This is a genomic window from Ruegeria sp. CF3, from assembly GCF_056537365.1.
Genome location: NZ_JBQFRK010000001.1, coordinates 1,302,892 through 1,319,435 on the forward strand (window position 1 = coordinate 1,302,892; position 16,544 = coordinate 1,319,435).

Genomic DNA, 16,544 nt, shown 5'->3' on the forward strand with positions numbered 1-16,544 from the left:
GCGCGGATTTGGACAGCGCAAATGGATCAAACGGGCCGATTATGCGGTCAGGCGTCGGCGTCGGAGGCGCAGGATATGTGCGGTATTGATCATGTGAGGCCGTATAGCGGGGTGCACCGGGTCTGAAAACCCCGTTTTTGCGATCGGGGCAAAAATCATTCTGAGACCGTGATTTACCGCTTGTCATTTACCCGACGCTGGCGCACGGCTGAACCATGACACCGGTACGTCAGAATCCTGCCCTTGCGGCCTTGCTGATCCTTGCGGCCAGCGCCCTTCTCGCAGGGACCACATTGCTGGCGAAAGCACTGGGGACGGATGTGCTTGGCCCTGCCCTGCATCCGATGCAGATCAGCCATGGACGGTTTCTGTTTGCCTTTCTGGTAATCGTGACAGCCGTCGGCATCATGCGCCCCCGCCTGAGCCGCCCGCATTGGGGTCTGCATATCGGACGGACAAGCTTCGGCTGGCTGGGGATCACGCTGATGTTTGCATCCGTTGCTTTCATACCGATTGCGGATGCGACGGCGATCTCGTTCCTGAACCCGGTCTTTGCCATGATGTTGGCGATCCCGCTGCTGAAAGAAGGTGTCGGCCCGTGGCGCTGGTTGGCCGCCATCGTGGCCTTGATCGGTGCCTTGGTTCTGTTGCGTCCAACGCCCGCTAGCTTTCAACCCGCTGCATTACTGGCCCTGACCGCAGCAGTGATAATTGGGATGGAACTGATCTTTATCAAAAAGCTCTCGGGCCGAGAAATACCGATCCAGATTCTGCTGATCAACAATGCGATGGGTCTGACCATTGCGACAGTCGCGGTAAGTTTCATTTTCCAGATGCCGACGCCTCAGCAATGGGCGGCGCTGGCCTCGATTGGTGTGCTAATGGCCTGTGCGCAGGCTTGTTTCGTCAACGGAATGGCGCGGGCGGATGCCTCTTTTGTGGCTCCGATCAGCTACGCTACGCTGATCTTCGCTGCCTTCTACGATTTCGCGGTATTCAAGGTGATACCGGATGGGATCAGCCTGATCGGCTCGGCCATCATCCTGACCGGAGGTCTGATTCTGGTCTGGCGCGAGGCGATACACCGTCAGGCCTTGAGCCGGTAGCCGGTGCGCAACATCTGCCAGGTCAATCCTCCAACCAACAATGTCGCGCTGGCGCAGATCGCCATGCCCAACCAAGGAGAGCTGTCGGACACGCCGATCATCCCATAGCGCAACCCGTCAATCAGATAGAAGACCGGGTTCGCATGGCTTAGCCGATTGAGCACTGGCGGTAGCGCCTGCACAGAATAGAAAGTGCCGGACAAGAAAGCCAAAGGCGTGACGATGAAATTGGTGATCGCCGCCATCTGGTCGAACTTGTTGGCAAATATCCCGGCAAAAAGCCCAAGCGCGCCCATGAACGCGCCGCCTAAAACCACGAATATCAGTGCGATCATCGGGTTCTGCGGCACGATGCCCAGAACCAACGCCAGAGCGATTGCGACAACAAGGGCGATCAGGATACCGCGGGCGATGCCTCCGGCCAGATAACCCAACAGGATTTCCAGCGGCGATAGCGGCGGCATCAGCGTATCGACGATATTGCCCTGAACCTTGGCGATCACCATCGATGACGATGTATTGGCAAAGGCGTTCTGAATCACGGTCATCATCATGATGCCCGGTGCCAGAAAGGTCAGAAACGGCACCCCCATCACATCCGGTCGGCTGGGACCAATGGCAATGTTGAAGATCAGCAGGAACAGGCCTGCCGTCACCAGCGGTGCCAGCAGGGTCTGCGTCCACACGGCCAGAAAGCGCAGGGTCTCGCGCTGCGCCAGTGTATAGAGGCCCATCCAATTCACCGCGCCAAAGCGGCGTGCGTCGTGATCCATGAGATTATGCATGCTCTGCCCCATACCTGATTCGAAGACCGCTTGTAACTCGGGCCGCAGTGTTTAGAATAGGGCGCTGAGATGATTTCCCAAGGCGGCCCGAATCCGGGGCCGCTTTCCGCTTTTGAAAGGCAAATGATGTCCTGGACTGACGAGCGTGTAGAGCTGCTGAAAAAGATGTGGGGCGAGGGCCAGTCGGCCAGCCAGATCGCCAAGGAACTGGGCGGCGTGACCCGCAATGCGGTGATCGGCAAGGTGCACCGTCTGGGTCTGTCGAATCGCGCCACCGGTGCAAGCCCGGCAAAGGCCGAGCCTAAGGAAAAACCGGCCCCCGCGCCCAAGGCCGAGGCCAAACCGAAACCGACACCCAAGACTGAACCGGCCCGTCCGGTGCCAGCCCCCGAGGCCAAACCGGTCACCCCGGCCCGTCGCCAGATCATACCCGCCGGCCAGCCGTTGCCTCCGCAACCGTCGGCCAATGAGATCAGCCCCGAGGCTTTGGCCAAGGTCAACGAGATTGAAAAGAAGGCCAAGAAGCTGTCTTTGATGGAGCTGACCGAAAAGACCTGCAAATGGCCTGTCGGCGACCCCGCGACCGAGGATTTCTGGTTCTGCGGCCTGCCCGTCGAGGCAGGCAAACCCTATTGCGAAGCGCATGTGGGCGTGGCGTTCCAGCCGATGAGCTCGCGCAGAGATCGTCGGCGGTAATTCTTAGACATGACAGCGGGTGTTGGCCTTGGTTGGCCAACGCTCTATCAACATTAGTCTGCAGAACGGGTGCTTTCCGTATAGTCGGATAGCAATGATCGGGCGTGTTGAGCGTGGCGCGACACCAGCTGTTTCTGACGCGCGTTGTCCGGCACCAGATAACTGGTATCCGAGAGGCCCCCGGTCGAAATGCCCGAAAACAATACAGTAAGTTCCTCGACCATTGCAGGAGGGAGTGAATTCAACGCTTCCTGTCCTATCAGCAAGCTTTCGGTCGGGGCACCCTCGGCGATAATCACTTCGTGCGTCGCCAGGACCAGATGGAAATACGTGACGCTGTCTACGGTTTCATCGACATAAATCCCCGGCAGATCGGTCAGCCTTATCGCGGCGACCAGAACCTCAGAACGACCGAACATGCGTTTCACAATCGCCGAGGACACCAGCATGCGATGCTGACGCGAGACAAGCAGATCACGTCGGGGCAGGCCTTGTCCAAGTGCGCCCGCGCAAATTCGCACTGGATAAAGTTTCGGATTGCGGCGCAACTCGCGCGCAGTGAGTGAACGGCGCAAGATCTGCAGCAAAGGCTGGTTGCCACCCCGCGCCAGCAAAAGCAGCTGGCCAGGCTTCAGATCTTCTACCGGCACCGGACCCAAATCAGTGGATACGAGTGTGCCCGCAGTCAGACAGGGGATGCTGCCCGGGGTGGGATCGGTATTGACTGTATATGTGCCGCCATTGTCGGTCGAAATCAGGGAATCGCCAGCGCCGGCCTGCCCGATGACTGTGGATTGCATACCATTGGCCGGGCCAGTGTTCGCAGTGATCGGGCCGGGACTTGGAGGATCGCTGAAAGAATTAAACTGATAAACCGTTGTCCCTTCGGAAAGCGAGATACCATTGGTTTTACCCAATCCGTTAAATGTCCCGGAACTTGTCGTGTCGATTACATAGATATCGCGACCGGCAACCGTTGTCGGCGTGATACCGGCCAGAGTATTGGTGGTTCGGATCGAGCCATTGCTCAAATAGATCGTCACGACCAACCCCGAGACATCCGTACCAGCGTCAACCGCGACCTCGATAAAATCCAGGGCCGGGCCACCTAAGTATTTGAGCTCAGAAAAGTATGGATCCGGCATAAATCACATGTCTTTCGATGATGCTAAGACGTCCACCCGGCACTGACGGGACAGAAATGCTGTGGCTGCTGTTGATACAACTTTCATAGGAAGGCAAGCTGTTGCTTCTGTTACTGCGCCGGATGCGAAGGCAGATTTGGCATCGGCACCCATCGGGGTAGTTCCTCGGGCGAAACCGAGACATGCAGTTTCTCTGACCGGTCACGCCCTACTTTGCGATGCTTGCGCAGCAGGAAAATCTTACCCCAGCCACGCCAGGTGCCCACGGATTGCGCATGCGGATCGGTAGGGAAACGGTCGCGCCAGCCCTCGGGCAATGGCAGGCCGTGCAGCTCGGCCTTGTCCAGCATCCAGATCAGGGAGATGTTGCTGAGGGGGCGGGCCTCTTCGAACCCGTTCAGCTGGCCGCCAACATCGCCGTGGGTGCCGCGGAACCAAACCTGCTCGATATGGCCCTTGAAGTCGGGGGTGCATTTCCACAGCACCGGCTCGAACACCTCGCGGGTCTCGTCCAGCGCCATGGCGTGATAGCCGTGGCGGGTGGCAGGGCCAAGCTGGTGGTTGTGGAAGGCATGGCGTTCCTCGGCCCAGCGCCAGAGCAGCGGAAGGCGCAGGCCCAGCGCCTTGACCGTGTCCCAGACGCCGACCATCTCGATGGCGACATCCTCGTGACAGAACTCCCGACGAAAGACCGCCGCCGCTTCGCCATTGGCGTTACATTCATAGTGTCGATAGGCCTGTTTGATATTGCGGACAGTGGCGTGTTCGGCCTTGAGCAACCCGATAGCATCGATCACGCCCGCAAGGCTGCGGACCCCGTATGCGCCGCGTGAATAGCCGATGAAAAAGATCTTATCACCGGGTTTGTAACGCGAAGCCAAATAACCATAGGCCCGACGAATCTGACGGTTGATACCCCGCCCCATCATCACGTCCATAGTGGACTTCCAGCTTTCCCACTGCACGCCGGATTCGTAGAAAACCGAAACCTGGCTGCCCATCTCGCAGCACAGGCGCAGAGTCTGGCCCGCGTGGGTTTCCCGCCCTGCTTCCAGCGTCGACATGGTGCCGTCAAGAATGATGACATGGCTGACAGGTTCGCGGTGGCGCGTTTCGGCCGAGTGCTCGGACCGCAGAGGCCGTCCGAGCCATCCCAGTACCTTTCTACTCAGCCGCGACAAAACCATGCGTCAACAATTCCCAAACTTTGTGAGGTGTGAAAGGCATATCCGCCTGCCGCACCCCGTGATCCCAGAGCGCATCCTGTACCGCGTTCGCCACTGCGGCCAGTGCGCCCACGGTGCCTGCCTCGCCACAGCCTTTCATCCCCATCGGGTTGGCGGTTGACGGAACCGGCGCCGAGGTAAACTCTATCATGGGTATCTCAGCAGCGCGGGGCAAGGCGTAGTCCATGAACGAAGCCGTGAGCAGTTGCCCCTCGGCATCATGAACAACATGCTCGGTCAGTGCTTGGCCGATACCCTGCACTACCCCGCCATGCACCTGCCCCTCGGCCAGCATCGGGTTGATAAGATTGCCGAAATCATCCACCACCGTGTAGCGGTCGACCCATGTTTCACCAGTGAAAGAATCGATAACGACTTCGGCAACATGTGCACCATTGGGATAGCTGCGTGCATCTAGCGTAGCGCGGGCTTCGTGCTGCAACAGATCGGTGCGCCCGTCAGCGCGCGCCATCTCGGCCGCCTCGGTCAGCGTGGGGGTCAGGTTGGACCCCGGCGCGCGGAAGGTTTCATGGTCGAAGGTCACATCGCTTTCCTCGACCCCCATCTTATCCGCAAGATAGGGCGTGAATGCGGCGATCATCGTATCAACTGTGACCAGTGTCGCGTTGCTTTGGGTCGTGACCGAGCGTGATCCGCCGGTTCCGCCGCCCTGCGCCAGCCTGTCCGTGTCGCCTTGCACAACATTGATCAGGTGCGAAGGAATCCCTGTCTGGTCCGATAGGAACTGGGCATAGACGGTCTCGTGCCCTTGCCCATTGGACTGAGTGCCGACATAGAGGTTCACCGTTCCGTCCTCGCAAAACTCGATCTTCGCGCCTTCGGAAGGGTCTCCCAAAATACTTTCGATATAGTAACAAAGCCCCTGCCCCCGGATCAGGCCGTTTTCCGCATCCGCCGCTTTGCGGGCCTCAAAGCCCGTAGTCTGTTCGGCGGCGCGGCTGAGGACCATGTTGAACTCACCCACATCATAGGTTTCGCCGGTTGCGGTCTTATAGGGGAAGGCTTCGGGTCGGATGAAATTCTTGCGCCGCAACTCCCACGGATCAATCCCCAACTCACGCGCAGCACGGTCCATGACGCGTTCCAGCACATAGATCGCCTCGGGTCGCCCGGCACCGCGATAGGCGTCGACCTGCGTGGTGTTGGTGAAGAATCCTTCGACCCGCAAGTAGGTGGTCTGAACATCGTAGACACCCATCAAAACCTTACTGAACAGGCTGGTCTGGATCGCCTGCGCGAAATGGCTGTTATAAGCGCCAAGGTTGATCTTGCTGTGGACCCGGTAAGCAGTGATCTTGTGATCGGCATCAAAGGCGAGCTCCGCCAGTGAGGTCAGGTCGCGGCCGTGGTGATCGGACAACATCGCTTCGGACCGGTCCGACATCCAGTGCACCGGCTGGCCCAGTTTCATGGCAGCAACAGCAACGGTGAAATATTCGGGATAAGGCATCGCCTTCATACCAAATCCGCCGCCGACATCTGGCGTAGTGACGCGGATCGCCTCGGGGTCCAGTTTCAGCTTTTGTGCCAGCTGCGCTTTCATCCCCCAGACACCCTGCCCGCCATATGAGAAATGCATACGGCCACCCGACCAATCGGCCTGACAGCCACGCGGTTCGATCGAGCTCACGATGACCCGGTTGTCATGCACGTTCAGCGCGACGGTGCGCGCCGCTGCCTGAAAGGCGTCATTGGTCGCCTTCTCATCACCCAAGCCCCAGTCAAAGGCGCGGTTGTCGGGGGCTTGTGGATGCAAAGGTTCGCCACCCGCAGCGACATCCATCTTGACCGGCAGGTCTTCGGTTTCCATCCAGATCAATTCGACTGCATCGCGGGCCTGTAACAACGAGTCGGCAATGACGACCGCAACGGGTTCTCCGACGAAACGCACGCGGTCCTTGGCCAGCATGTTCCGCTCGGACGCAGCGCCTTGACTGCCGTCGCGGTTGGCGACTGTAGTCGCGTTCATCACCGTATCGATCCCGGCAGCAGTCAGATCTTCCAGCGTCATGACCAAGCGCACCCCATCCGCTGTACGTGCATCTTCAAGGTCCAGCGACGTGATGGTGGCATGCGCCACCGGGCTGCGAAAGAATGCTGCGAACAGCGCATTCTCGGGCACAGAATCGTCCATGTATTGCCCCTGCCCGGTCAGAAACCGCTGGTCCTCGGTCCGTTTGATGGGCTGGCTTTTGCCGAATTTTTCCATGGGATGATCCTCTGGCTGCCTGAATGCGCGACCCTAGCGTGAAGCAGGACCTTGTCCAGTGGCTGAGAAAATTAACCCCGCACGGTCTGAAAGCGACATTCATGTCTGGAAACAGCGTTGCACGCCGATCTGGGCCGCGCCTAGGCTGAACCTAAATTCAGTCGAGTGGAGGTTTCCATGCCCAAAGAAATCAAGCTGACGAATGGCCGATTGGACAGCCAAAGTGCCGAGGCCTATTGGGATGATGGGTTTATATTTCCGATCCCCGTGTTCTCTGCCGCAGAAGCCGCCGGGTACCGTGCCGAGTTGGAAGATGTCGAGGCCAGCTGGCGCGAGGCTGACCTGCCGCTACCCCTGAACATGTACAAACGCATCAACGCGCATGTGGTGATGCCATTTGCCACTCGCATCGCGTTGGACCCGCGCGTTTTGGACGTTGTCGAAGGTGTTTTGGGCCCAGACCTGCTGTTGTGGTCGGCTGAGCTGTTCATCAAGGAACCGCGCACGACGCAAGTGGTGGGCATGCATCAGGACCTGACATATTGGGGTATGGGTGAAACCTCGGACCAGTTGACCGCCTGGATCGCCCTATCCCCTGCGACGGTTGAGAGTGGCTGCATGGATTTCGTGAAGGCCAGCCACAAGAACCCGATCCTGCCGCATAATGATACGTTCTCCGACAACAACCTGCTGTCGCGTGGGCAAGAGGTGGCAGTCGATGTCGCGGAGGAAGACAAAACCCATATCGAGTTGCAGCCCGGCCAGATGTCGCTGCACCATGGGCTGACCATTCATGGGTCAGGGCCGAACGTATCTGATGATCGTCGAATTGGCCTGGCTATCCGTTATCTCAACCCCAATGCGCAGCAAAAAGTGGCGGATCGCGACTATGCCATTCTGGCGCGGGGCGAGGACCGGGTGGGGAATTTCATCCATATCCCTGAGCCGACCGAGCTGTTTGCTCCTGAGGCGCTGGACCTGCACGCGCGCATCCGCAGCGATCAGGCCAAGGCGATGGGGCAAGGGGCCAGCGAAAAGCTGGATCTTTATGCGCCCGCCCCATCAAATCCCGGCTGATCATTGCAGGACCGCCGCGCAGACCCTTCCCCTTCCCTTACGCATTCGCTATTGCAGGCGCTGACCCGAGATTGATGACGCAGGACGCACCCCATGGCGATGGAAAAGACATTCAACGCGGCCGAAGCCGAGGCCCGCATCTACAAGGCCTGGGAAGAGGCCGGAGCCTTCAAGGCAGGCGCGAACAAATCGCGCGACGAGAGCTTTACCATCATGATCCCACCGCCGAACGTGACGGGTGCGCTGCATGTGGGCCACGCGTTCAACAACACGCTGCAGGATGTTCTGACCCGCTGGCACCGGATGCGCGGGTTCGACACGCTATGGCAGCCCGGTCAGGACCACGCTGGTATCGCCACGCAGATGCAGGTGGAAAAGATGTTGGCCAACACCCAGCAGCCGGGACGTCGTGAGCTGGGACGTGAGGCGTTTCTGGACAAGGTCTGGGAATGGAAGGGAGAATACGGCGGCACGATCATCGAGCAGCTCAAGCGCCTGGGCTCGTCCTGTGATTGGTCGCGCAACGCCTTCACCATGGCGGGTGCGCCGCGTGACCCGCGCACAGGCCACGAAAATTCTGCGAATTTTCACGACGCAGTGATCAAGGTCTTTGTCGACATGTACGAAAAGGGCCTGATCTATCGCGGCAAGCGGCTGGTCAATTGGGACCCGCATTTCGAGACCGCAATTTCGGACCTTGAGGTCGAGAATATCGAAGTTGCAGGCCACATGTGGCACTTCAAATACCCGCTGGCGGGCGGCGAGACCTATACCTACGTCGAGAAAGATGAGGACGGGAATATCGTGCTGGAGGAAGAGCGCGACTATATCTCGATCGCCACGACTCGCCCCGAAACCATGCTCGGCGACGGCGCAGTTGCGGTTCACCCATCGGATGAGCGCTATGCGCCCATCGTCGGAAAACTCTGCGAAATCCCGGTTGGCCCGAAAGAGCATCGCCGTCAGATCCCGATCATCACCGATGATTACCCTGATCCAGATTTCGGCTCGGGCGCGGTGAAAATCACCGGTGCACATGACTTCAACGACAATATGGTCGCCAAGCGCGGCGGCATTCCAATGTATCGCCTGATGGACACCAAAGGCGCAATGCGCGCCGATGGTGCGCCTTATGCCGAAGAGGCGGACAAGGCGCAGGAATACGCGCGCGGGCGAGAGTTCACCGAGAACGAGATCGACGCGATCAACCTGATCCCTGATCATCTGCGCGGCCTCGACCGGTTCGAGGCACGTGCGAAGGTCGTCGAGGAGATCACTACAGACGGTCTGGCTGTCATGACTCGCGCGGATGATCAACGTCTGGGTTCGACCGCTTTAAAGCCGGAACACGAAGGCGCGGACAAGCTGGTGCCGCTGGTCGAAAGCAAACCGATCATGCAGCCCTTCGGCGACCGCTCGAAAGTCGTCATCGAGCCGATGTTCACCGACCAATGGTTCGTCGACGCCGCCAAGGTCGTCGGCCCTGCGCTGGACGCGGTCAAGGACGGCACTGTCAAGATCATCCCCGAGTCGGGCGAGAAGACCTATTACCACTGGCTGGAAAACATCGAGCCGTGGTGCATCTCGCGCCAGCTATGGTGGGGGCATCAGATACCGGTTTGGTATGGTCTCGATCTCTCGGCTGAGAATTTCAAGGACGACGAAAACGACGGCGACCTTGATTTGGTCGAATTGGGTCGTTTGCTCAACGAAGGCGGCATGCTGCATCGTGGCAATGTCATGGAATGCGCGGCAAGCCTTGAGGCCGTTACAGAGAAATTCCTCGACGACAATGCCAATATACCCAGCCCGCTGAGCCACGCGACTGTCATCGAAGTTGCCGATAAGCAGGAAGCGATCCATCAGTTCGCCGAAAGCCTTGCTCAATACGCAGTCGAACAAGACCCGACCAAGCTGGTCTACCCGGTCTGGCGCGACCCCGACGTACTCGACACATGGTTCTCTTCCGGCCTCTGGCCTATCGGCACGCTGGGCTGGCCTGAAAAGACTGAAGAGTTAGAGCGCTATTTCCCAACCGATGTGTTGATCACCGGCTTTGACATCCTGTTCTTCTGGGTCGCGCGGATGATGATGATGCAACTGGCGGTGGTGAACGAAATCCCGTTCCACACCGTGTATCTGCACCAGCTCGTCCGCGACGAGAAGGGCAAGAAGATGTCCAAAACCACCGGCAACGTGATCGACCCGTTGGAGATCGTGGACGAATTCGGTGCTGACGCGCTGCGCTTTACCAATGCCTCAATGGCGGCTATTGGCGGGGTACTGAAACTGTCGCGCGAGCGCATCACAGGTTACCGAAACTTCGGCACCAAACTGTGGAACGCCGTCCGCTTTGCCGAGATGAATGAGGTCTTCACCGACGCTGTCCCGCAACTGGACGTGACTGACCTGAAACCCAAAGCCGCCGTGAACCGCTGGATCATCGGTGAAACCGCCCGTGTGCGGGAAGAGGTCGACGCGGCGCTGGAAAGCTATCGTTTCAACGATGCGGCCAACGGGCTTTATGCCTTTGTCTGGGGCAAGGTCTGCGACTGGTACGTGGAACTCTCTAAACCCTTGCTGCAAGGCGATGACGCCGAGGCACAGGCCGAGACCCGCGCCACCATGCGCTGGGTTCTGGACCAGTGCATGGTCATGCTGCACCCGATCATGCCTTTCATCACCGAAGAGCTGTGGGGCCTGACCGGCACGCGGCCCAAGATGGTCGTGCATGCAGACTGGCCAACCTATACGGCGGCTAACCTGATCGACGCGGATGCGGATCGAGAAATGAACTGGGTGATCTCGGTGATCGAAAACACCCGCTCGGCCCGTGCACAGATGCGGGTTCCTGCTGGCCTCTACGTGCCGATGCTGGTGACTGAGATTGACGCGCACGGCCAAGCTGCATGGGACCGCAACGAAGCGCTGATCAAACGTCTGGCGCGGATCGACAGCCTGACCAAGGCGGATGAACTGCCAAAGGGCACGATCTCGATTGCCGCCCCCGGTGCCTCCTTTGGCCTGCCACTGGCGGACATCATCGACATTGGTGCGGAAAAGGAACGGCTGGAAAAAGCCAAAGGCAAGTTGGCCAAGGAACTCGGCGGTCTGCGCGGGCGCCTGAACAACCCGAAATTCGTGGCATCGGCCCCGGAAGAGGTTGTTGCAGAAGCCAAAGCTAACCTTGCCGCCCGCGAAGAAGAAGAAGCCAAGCTAAACGAAGCTCTCGCCCGTTTGGCTGAAATTGCCTGATCTTTTTCCTGCTGCTGATATATTGAAATCGAACCTCACCACCCAACCGGCGGTGAGGTTTTTCTTTACCCTCAGAGCTTTCCCCTTGTTCACGCCACGCCCCGCTTGTTAGCACTTCGGCGAAACAACCTGGCGAGGCACTGACGATGCGATCTTTCCCTCCGATGCAGACCGTCTCAACCGGGTTGGTTGTGGCCATTGTCGGGTTCTTCAGCTCGTTTCCCATCGTGCTGCAGGGGTTGGGCGCGATGGGAGCTTCATCGCAGGAAGCCGCCTCGGGTCTGATGAGTGCGGCGATTGCCATGGGGCTTGCAGCCATCGTCCTCAGCCTGCGGTACAAAATGCCGATCAGCGTTGCGTGGTCGACTCCGGGGGCCGCTCTGTTAGCCGTCTCGGCCACCCCGGTCGAGGGATTTTCAGGCGCGATTGGTGCGTTCCTGTGCGCCGGAGCATTTACGGTTCTGGCAGGGCTGTGGAAGCCGCTGGGACGATTGGCAGCAGCAATTCCCACAACACTGGCGCAAGCAATGCTGGCAGGTGTGCTCTTGCCACTATGCCTTGTGCCCTTCAAGGCGGCGATCGAGATTCCATGGCAGGCGTTGCCGGTGATCCTGACGTGGTTTGTCGCGGGCCGTTTCAATCGGTTGATCGCGGTTCCGGCAGCTGTGGTCGCGGCGGCTATCATTGTGTCGCTGAACGCAGGAGATGCCCAATTGATGCCGGATCGTTTGATCGCGGCTCCGATCTGGACCATGCCATCATTCTCGGTCGCGTCGGCCATCGGGATCGGCGTACCGCTGTTTATCGTCACGATGGCGACACAGAATATCCCCGGCGTCGCGGTGATGCGCAGCTTTGGCTTTGATCCTGTTCCCGGCCGGTTGTTTTCATCCGTCGGTGGCGCAAGCATGCTTTCGGCCCCTTTCGGGGCGCCTGCAACCTGCCTGGCCGCAATCACCGCAGCGATGTGTTCCAACGAGGAAAGCCACCCCGATCCGGCGCAGCGTTATTGGTCGGCAATCATGGGGGGCGTGTTCTACTGCCTCTTCGGTATCTTTGCCGTGGCGATCACCAGTTTTGCCGCCTATGCCGACCCGCTGCTAATGGGCACTCTGGCAGGTGTGGCCCTGATCGGGGTCCTGGCCAATGCCATGCATGCCGCGCTGGACGTCCCTGTCGAGCGCGAAGCGGCTATTTTGACACTGGCCATCACAGCCTCCGGCATAACGGTTTTTGGGTTGGGCGCGGCAGTCTGGGGGCTGTTGGCTGGGGGTATCGCATATCTAGCAACAAACCGAGTGCGCTGAGCCCTTTCATCAGACCCCCTCAGGCGGTAAAATAAGCGCATGTTCGGATCGCTTGGAAAACTGATTGAACGCCAGATCAAAAAGGCGCAGGCCGAAGGCCAACTGCAAGGTCTTGAAGGCGAAGGTGCCCCGTTGCCCGACCGCTCGGGCGAGGCACAAGGCGATCCCGCCATTGCTGCGGGTCATCGGATCATGGCGCAGGCCGGAGTTCTGCCCGAGGAGTTCGACATCAAGAAACAGCTCGACGCCGCCCGCAAGGAGTTTGCAGCGCTGACTGCCAATCAGGACCGCAGGGCAGCAATGAAAAAGATTGCTGATCTTGAGATGCGATACAACATGGCCCGCGATGCACGGCGCGCATTCATGCGGTGATCATTTGAATTCGGGCTTTCGGCCCTGCATCTGTGCCATGACAACTTCCATTTGATCCGACTTACCGATCAGATCGACCTGTTCGGTAGATTCGGCCAACAGCACATCAGCACGGTCACGGGTTTCGGCCACATCAATCAACCGTTTGGCGGCGCGGATGGCGGACGGGCTTTTACCCGCGATGTCCTCGGCCAGCGCCAGCGCTTCGGTCAGGGGATCATCCGACAGTTTGGTAACAAGCCCCCAATCTGCCGCCTGTGGCGCTCCGATAGGGCGGGCGGTATAGGTCAGCAGGCGCAGCACGTCCGAGCGCACGAGCTCTGGCAGCAGAACCATGCCGCCCATGTCGGGGATAATGCCCCATTTCATCTCCATCACTGCCAGCTTGGCTTCGGGATGCGCGATGCGGATGTCAGCACCCAGCGCGATCTGTAGCCCACCGCCATAGGCGACGCCTTGAATAGCGCAGATCACCGGCACCGGGACGCGCCGCCAGATCAAGGCAAGTTCCTGCATTTCGTTGGCATCTTCGTGGCTGCGGGTCATCAGCCATTCGCTTGGGTCTGTGTGCGCCATGCTGGCAAAGCTGGCCATATCGAGCCCAGCGCAAAAGCTTTTGCCTTCCCCCGATAGCACCACGGCGCGGATGTCGGCTGCGGCGACCTCTTGACCGGCCGAAAGGATCGCCTTGATCATCGCATCGTCCAGCGCGTTCATCTTGTCGCCACGGGTCAGCGTGACACGTGCGATGTGGTCTTTGTATTCGATGGATACGCGGGACATGGGACCTCCGGGGCGTGTTTTGTTGTGTAAACATGCCAGCAAGACGCCAGCAGCGCCACAGCGACGTCAGGGCAAACCGCACATCCGAAGCCTCCTTTGAACTTCTGGCAAGGCTTGCCCCGCCTGATCGGTTGCGCTTATCTGCGGCCATGACTGGTCCTCGTTATACCCCGCTTGCCCTCACACTGCCCGCGACCGTGCCTTTTGTCGGCCCCGAAACGCAGGAGCGCCAACGTGGCGCGCCCTTCGTGGCCCGGATCGGTGCGAATGAAAGCGTGTTTGGCCCGTCCCCGCGCGCCATCGATGCAATGCAACGGGCCGCGGGCGAGATATGGATGTATGGCGATCCCGAGAATTACGAACTACGCCATGCGCTGGCGGTACATCATGGGGTCGCGCCTGAAAACATCGTGGTTGGCGAAGGCATTGACGGGTTGCTGGGCTATCTGGTGCGCCTGCTGGTTGGTCACGGCGATGCAGTTGTGACTTCGGATGGAGCTTATCCGACTTTCAATTACCACGTGGCCGGGTTTGGTGGGGTATTGCACAAGGTCCCCTACCACGACGATCACGAGGACCCGACGGCGCTGTTCGCCAAAGCGGCGGAGGTAGACGCCAAGTTGGTCTATCTGGCCAACCCGGACAACCCGATGGGAACATGGCATTCAGGTGAGGATATCGTGTCCGCTCTAGAGGCTTTGCCAGAGGGCTGTTTGGTGGTTCTTGACGAGGCATATGTCGAATGCGCGCCCGAAGGGACCGCTGCACCTGTCGCTGCTGATGATTCACGTGTGATCCGGATGCGAACGTTTTCCAAGGTTTATGGCATGGCCGGGGCGCGGGTAGGCTACGCTATCGGCTCGTCCGAGTTGATTGCGAGCTTCAACAAAGTGCGCAACCATTTCGGCATGAACCGAGCCGCGCAGGCAGGGGCATTGGCCGCGCTAAAAGATGAAGATTGGCTGACGCATGTGCAGCAAAGGATTGCCGGGTCCCGGAACCGCATCGAAGAGATTTCACGGTCGAATGGTCTGGTGCCTTTGCCGTCTGCGACAAACTTTGTGGCGATTGATTGTGGGCGCGATGGGGTGTTTGCCAAGGCCGTGTTGGACACGCTCGTTGAACAAGGCGTGTTCGTGCGGATGCCATTTGCCGCGCCCCAGAACCGGTGCATTCGGGTCAGCTGCGGAGGTGAGGCGGAAATGGCGGCGTTTGAAGCTGCTCTGCCCACGGCCTTGGCAAAAGCCCGAGCCTCGTAAAGGGGGCTGTCTGCCCCCTATCGCGCACATGCGCGATTTCCCCCGAAGGTATTTCGGGCCAGATGAAGAGGCGGATCGGGCTTATCCGGCCAGCGTCGCGGCGGCGGCTTCGAGCGCACCCTGACCACGGGGTATATCGAGCGCAGCCATAGCGGTTTCGACGCCACCCAGCATGGCCATGACCATTTGAGCGTTTACGTGCCCCATGTGGCCAAGGCGGAAGCAGCCATCCCAATCCTCCATTCCCAGACCGATGCCCAGCGTCAGACCCAGTTGGGTTTCGGTATAGCTGCGCAGCGGCGTGCCGCGCCCCTCGGTCAGGCGGAGGGCAGTGACCGCGTGGCTGCGATGGGCCGGGTCGGCGACGTTGAAATGCAGCGCGCCACCTTGCGCCCAGATTTCACAGGCGGCCCAGATGGCCGTTGCCAGGTGTTCGTGGCGGGCCCAGACCTGTTCGATCCCTTCGCCATGGATCAGGTCGAGCGCGGCGCGCAGGCCATACAGGTGGTGGGTTGGCGCGGTGCCGTTGAAATACTGATAGAACAGATCTGGATTGGCGCGTGGTTGCCAGTCCCAATAATGCGAGACGCGGGGCATTGTGGCGCGCTTGGCTTGCGCCTTGTCGTTGAAGAAGACAAAGCCGGTGCCCGCCGGGGTCATCAGCCCTTTCTGGCAAGCCGTGACAGTGACGTCGACACCCCAGGCATCCATCTCGAACCGGTCGCAGCCCATCGACGCGATGCAGTCAGCCATCAGCAAAGCTGGGTGGTCAATGTCGTCGAGCAACGCTCGCAAGGCCGGGATATCGTTGCGGATCGATGTGGACGTATCGACGTGGACCGCAAGGACCGCTTTGATCTTGTGGCTGGTATCGTTACGCAGGGCCTCGGCGATGCGGTCAAGATCCCAGGGCGAGGACATGCCGAAATCGATCAGGTCAACCTTGGCGCCGATTCCTTCGGCCATCTCGGCCCAACCGTGGGTGAAGCGGCCAGAGGCCGGGGCAAGCACGGTTTCACCGGGTGCAATGACGTTGGAAAGCGCAGCCTCCCATGTACCGTGACCATTAGCGATATAGATGGCGACGTTGTGCTGAGTTCCGGCAACGCGTTTCAGATCTCGGGTGAGCGCGGGCATCATCTCGATCAATTCACCGTCATAGATATTGGGCGACGGACGGTGCATCGCTTGCAGCACCGTATCGGGCATGACCGAAGGGCCGGGGATGGCCAGATACTCGCGCCCATGCGCGAGGGAGGTTTGGTTTGTCATGAGGGCAACCTGTTTGAATTGAGGCCTACCC

General features: G+C 59.5%; 13 protein-coding genes. 7 read left to right on the forward strand and 6 right to left on the reverse strand.

The window, feature by feature from the left end; translation table 11 throughout:
• Positions 1–215: 215 nt before the first annotated feature.
• Positions 216–1,106 carry a DMT family transporter gene (locus tag ACR0KC_RS06600; RefSeq protein WP_480705529.1) on the forward strand — a complete coding sequence of 297 codons (891 nt, stop codon included), beginning with the start codon at positions 216–218 and terminating at the stop codon, positions 1,104–1,106.
• Here ACR0KC_RS06600 and ACR0KC_RS06605 read toward each other — a convergent pair.
• A complete protein-coding gene (locus tag ACR0KC_RS06605) occupies positions 1,088–1,891 on the reverse strand; it encodes an ABC transporter permease (protein ID WP_170511463.1) in 804 nt (267 codons plus the stop codon). The two genes, ACR0KC_RS06600 and ACR0KC_RS06605, sit on opposite strands and share 19 nt — an antisense overlap.
• 126 nt (positions 1,892–2,017) lie before the next feature.
• On the opposite strand from ACR0KC_RS06605, the gene ACR0KC_RS06610 reads away from it, so the two are divergent.
• A complete protein-coding gene (locus ACR0KC_RS06610; protein ID WP_170397240.1) occupies positions 2,018–2,587 on the forward strand; it encodes a GcrA family cell cycle regulator in 570 nt (189 codons plus the stop codon).
• 53 nt (positions 2,588–2,640) lie between these two features.
• Here ACR0KC_RS06610 and ACR0KC_RS06615 read toward each other — a convergent pair whose 3' ends face one another.
• The 3 genes from ACR0KC_RS06615 to ACR0KC_RS06625 form a co-directional block, all read right to left on the reverse strand.
• Positions 2,641–3,732: a Hint domain-containing protein gene (locus ACR0KC_RS06615; protein ID WP_480771628.1), complete on the reverse strand. Its 1,092-nt coding sequence runs from the start codon at positions 3,730–3,732 to the stop codon at positions 2,641–2,643.
• Between the two features lie 110 nt (positions 3,733–3,842).
• Positions 3,843–4,919 (reverse strand): DUF2235 domain-containing protein, encoded by a 1,077-nt coding sequence (locus ACR0KC_RS06620; protein ID WP_170397244.1) that lies wholly within the window; start codon positions 4,917–4,919, stop codon positions 3,843–3,845.
• Complete coding sequence (locus tag ACR0KC_RS06625) at positions 4,897–7,188, reverse strand: xanthine dehydrogenase family protein molybdopterin-binding subunit (protein WP_480771629.1); 2,292 nt, start codon at positions 7,186–7,188, stop codon at positions 4,897–4,899. The genes ACR0KC_RS06620 and ACR0KC_RS06625 overlap by 23 nt, the downstream gene beginning before the upstream one ends.
• A 177-nt stretch (positions 7,189–7,365) precedes the next feature.
• On the opposite strand from ACR0KC_RS06625, the gene ACR0KC_RS06630 reads away from it, so the two are divergent.
• The 4 genes from ACR0KC_RS06630 (at position 7,366) to ACR0KC_RS06645 (ending at position 13,199) form a co-directional block, all read left to right on the forward strand.
• A complete protein-coding gene (locus ACR0KC_RS06630; protein WP_170404230.1) occupies positions 7,366–8,265 on the forward strand; it encodes a phytanoyl-CoA dioxygenase family protein in 900 nt (299 codons plus the stop codon).
• 93 nt (positions 8,266–8,358) lie between these two features.
• On the forward strand, positions 8,359–11,520 hold the full coding sequence (locus ACR0KC_RS06635) for a valine--tRNA ligase (protein WP_480705534.1): 3,162 nt from the start codon (positions 8,359–8,361) through the stop codon (positions 11,518–11,520).
• A 146-nt stretch (positions 11,521–11,666) separates the two neighbouring features.
• Complete coding sequence (locus ACR0KC_RS06640) at positions 11,667–12,827, forward strand: benzoate/H(+) symporter BenE family transporter (protein WP_480771630.1); 1,161 nt, start codon at positions 11,667–11,669, stop codon at positions 12,825–12,827.
• 39 nt (positions 12,828–12,866) lie between these two features.
• Positions 12,867–13,199 (forward strand): DnaJ family domain-containing protein, encoded by a 333-nt coding sequence (locus ACR0KC_RS06645; RefSeq protein ID WP_170663858.1) that lies wholly within the window; start codon positions 12,867–12,869, stop codon positions 13,197–13,199.
• Here ACR0KC_RS06645 and ACR0KC_RS06650 read toward each other — a convergent pair whose 3' ends face one another.
• On the reverse strand, positions 13,200–13,982 hold the full coding sequence (locus tag ACR0KC_RS06650; RefSeq protein ID WP_170564757.1) for a crotonase/enoyl-CoA hydratase family protein: 783 nt from the start codon (positions 13,980–13,982) through the stop codon (positions 13,200–13,202).
• A 149-nt stretch (positions 13,983–14,131) separates the two neighbouring features.
• On the opposite strand from ACR0KC_RS06650, the gene ACR0KC_RS06655 reads away from it, so the two are divergent.
• The gene (locus tag ACR0KC_RS06655; RefSeq protein WP_480771631.1) at positions 14,132–15,241 is read left to right on the forward strand and encodes a pyridoxal phosphate-dependent aminotransferase; all 1,110 of its coding nucleotides are present in this window, start codon (positions 14,132–14,134) and stop codon (positions 15,239–15,241) included.
• 81 nt (positions 15,242–15,322) lie between these two features.
• Here the strand turns inward: ACR0KC_RS06655 and ACR0KC_RS06660 are convergent, their stop codons facing one another.
• On the reverse strand, positions 15,323–16,513 hold the full coding sequence (locus tag ACR0KC_RS06660; RefSeq protein WP_480705540.1) for a pyridoxal-phosphate-dependent aminotransferase family protein: 1,191 nt from the start codon (positions 16,511–16,513) through the stop codon (positions 15,323–15,325).
• Positions 16,514–16,544 lie beyond the last annotated feature (31 nt).

Excerpts from the sequence above, each read along its gene's own strand:
- ACR0KC_RS06610 (WP_170397240.1), top strand. The coding sequence starts at position 2,018 with ATGTCCTGGACTGACGAGCGTGTAGAGCTGCTGAAAAAGATGTGGGGC.
- ACR0KC_RS06650 (WP_170564757.1), bottom strand. The coding sequence starts at position 13,982 with ATGTCCCGCGTATCCATCGAATACAAAGACCACATCGCACGTGTCACG.
- ACR0KC_RS06655 (WP_480771631.1), top strand. The coding sequence starts at position 14,132 with ATGACTGGTCCTCGTTATACCCCGCTTGCCCTCACACTGCCCGCGACC.
- ACR0KC_RS06660 (WP_480705540.1), bottom strand. The coding sequence starts at position 16,513 with ATGACAAACCAAACCTCCCTCGCGCATGGGCGCGAGTATCTGGCCATC.
- ACR0KC_RS06635 (WP_480705534.1), top strand. The coding sequence starts at position 8,359 with ATGGCGATGGAAAAGACATTCAACGCGGCCGAAGCCGAGGCCCGCATC.
- ACR0KC_RS06640 (WP_480771630.1), top strand. The coding sequence starts at position 11,667 with ATGCGATCTTTCCCTCCGATGCAGACCGTCTCAACCGGGTTGGTTGTG.
- ACR0KC_RS06630 (WP_170404230.1), top strand. The coding sequence starts at position 7,366 with ATGCCCAAAGAAATCAAGCTGACGAATGGCCGATTGGACAGCCAAAGT.
- ACR0KC_RS06615 (WP_480771628.1), bottom strand. The coding sequence starts at position 3,732 with ATGCCGGATCCATACTTTTCTGAGCTCAAATACTTAGGTGGCCCGGCC.
- ACR0KC_RS06605 (WP_170511463.1), bottom strand. The coding sequence starts at position 1,891 with ATGCATAATCTCATGGATCACGACGCACGCCGCTTTGGCGCGGTGAAT.
- ACR0KC_RS06620 (WP_170397244.1), bottom strand. The coding sequence starts at position 4,919 with ATGGTTTTGTCGCGGCTGAGTAGAAAGGTACTGGGATGGCTCGGACGG.
- ACR0KC_RS06600 (WP_480705529.1), top strand. The coding sequence starts at position 216 with ATGACACCGGTACGTCAGAATCCTGCCCTTGCGGCCTTGCTGATCCTT.
- ACR0KC_RS06625 (WP_480771629.1), bottom strand. The coding sequence starts at position 7,188 with ATGGAAAAATTCGGCAAAAGCCAGCCCATCAAACGGACCGAGGACCAG.
- ACR0KC_RS06645 (WP_170663858.1), top strand. The coding sequence starts at position 12,867 with ATGTTCGGATCGCTTGGAAAACTGATTGAACGCCAGATCAAAAAGGCG.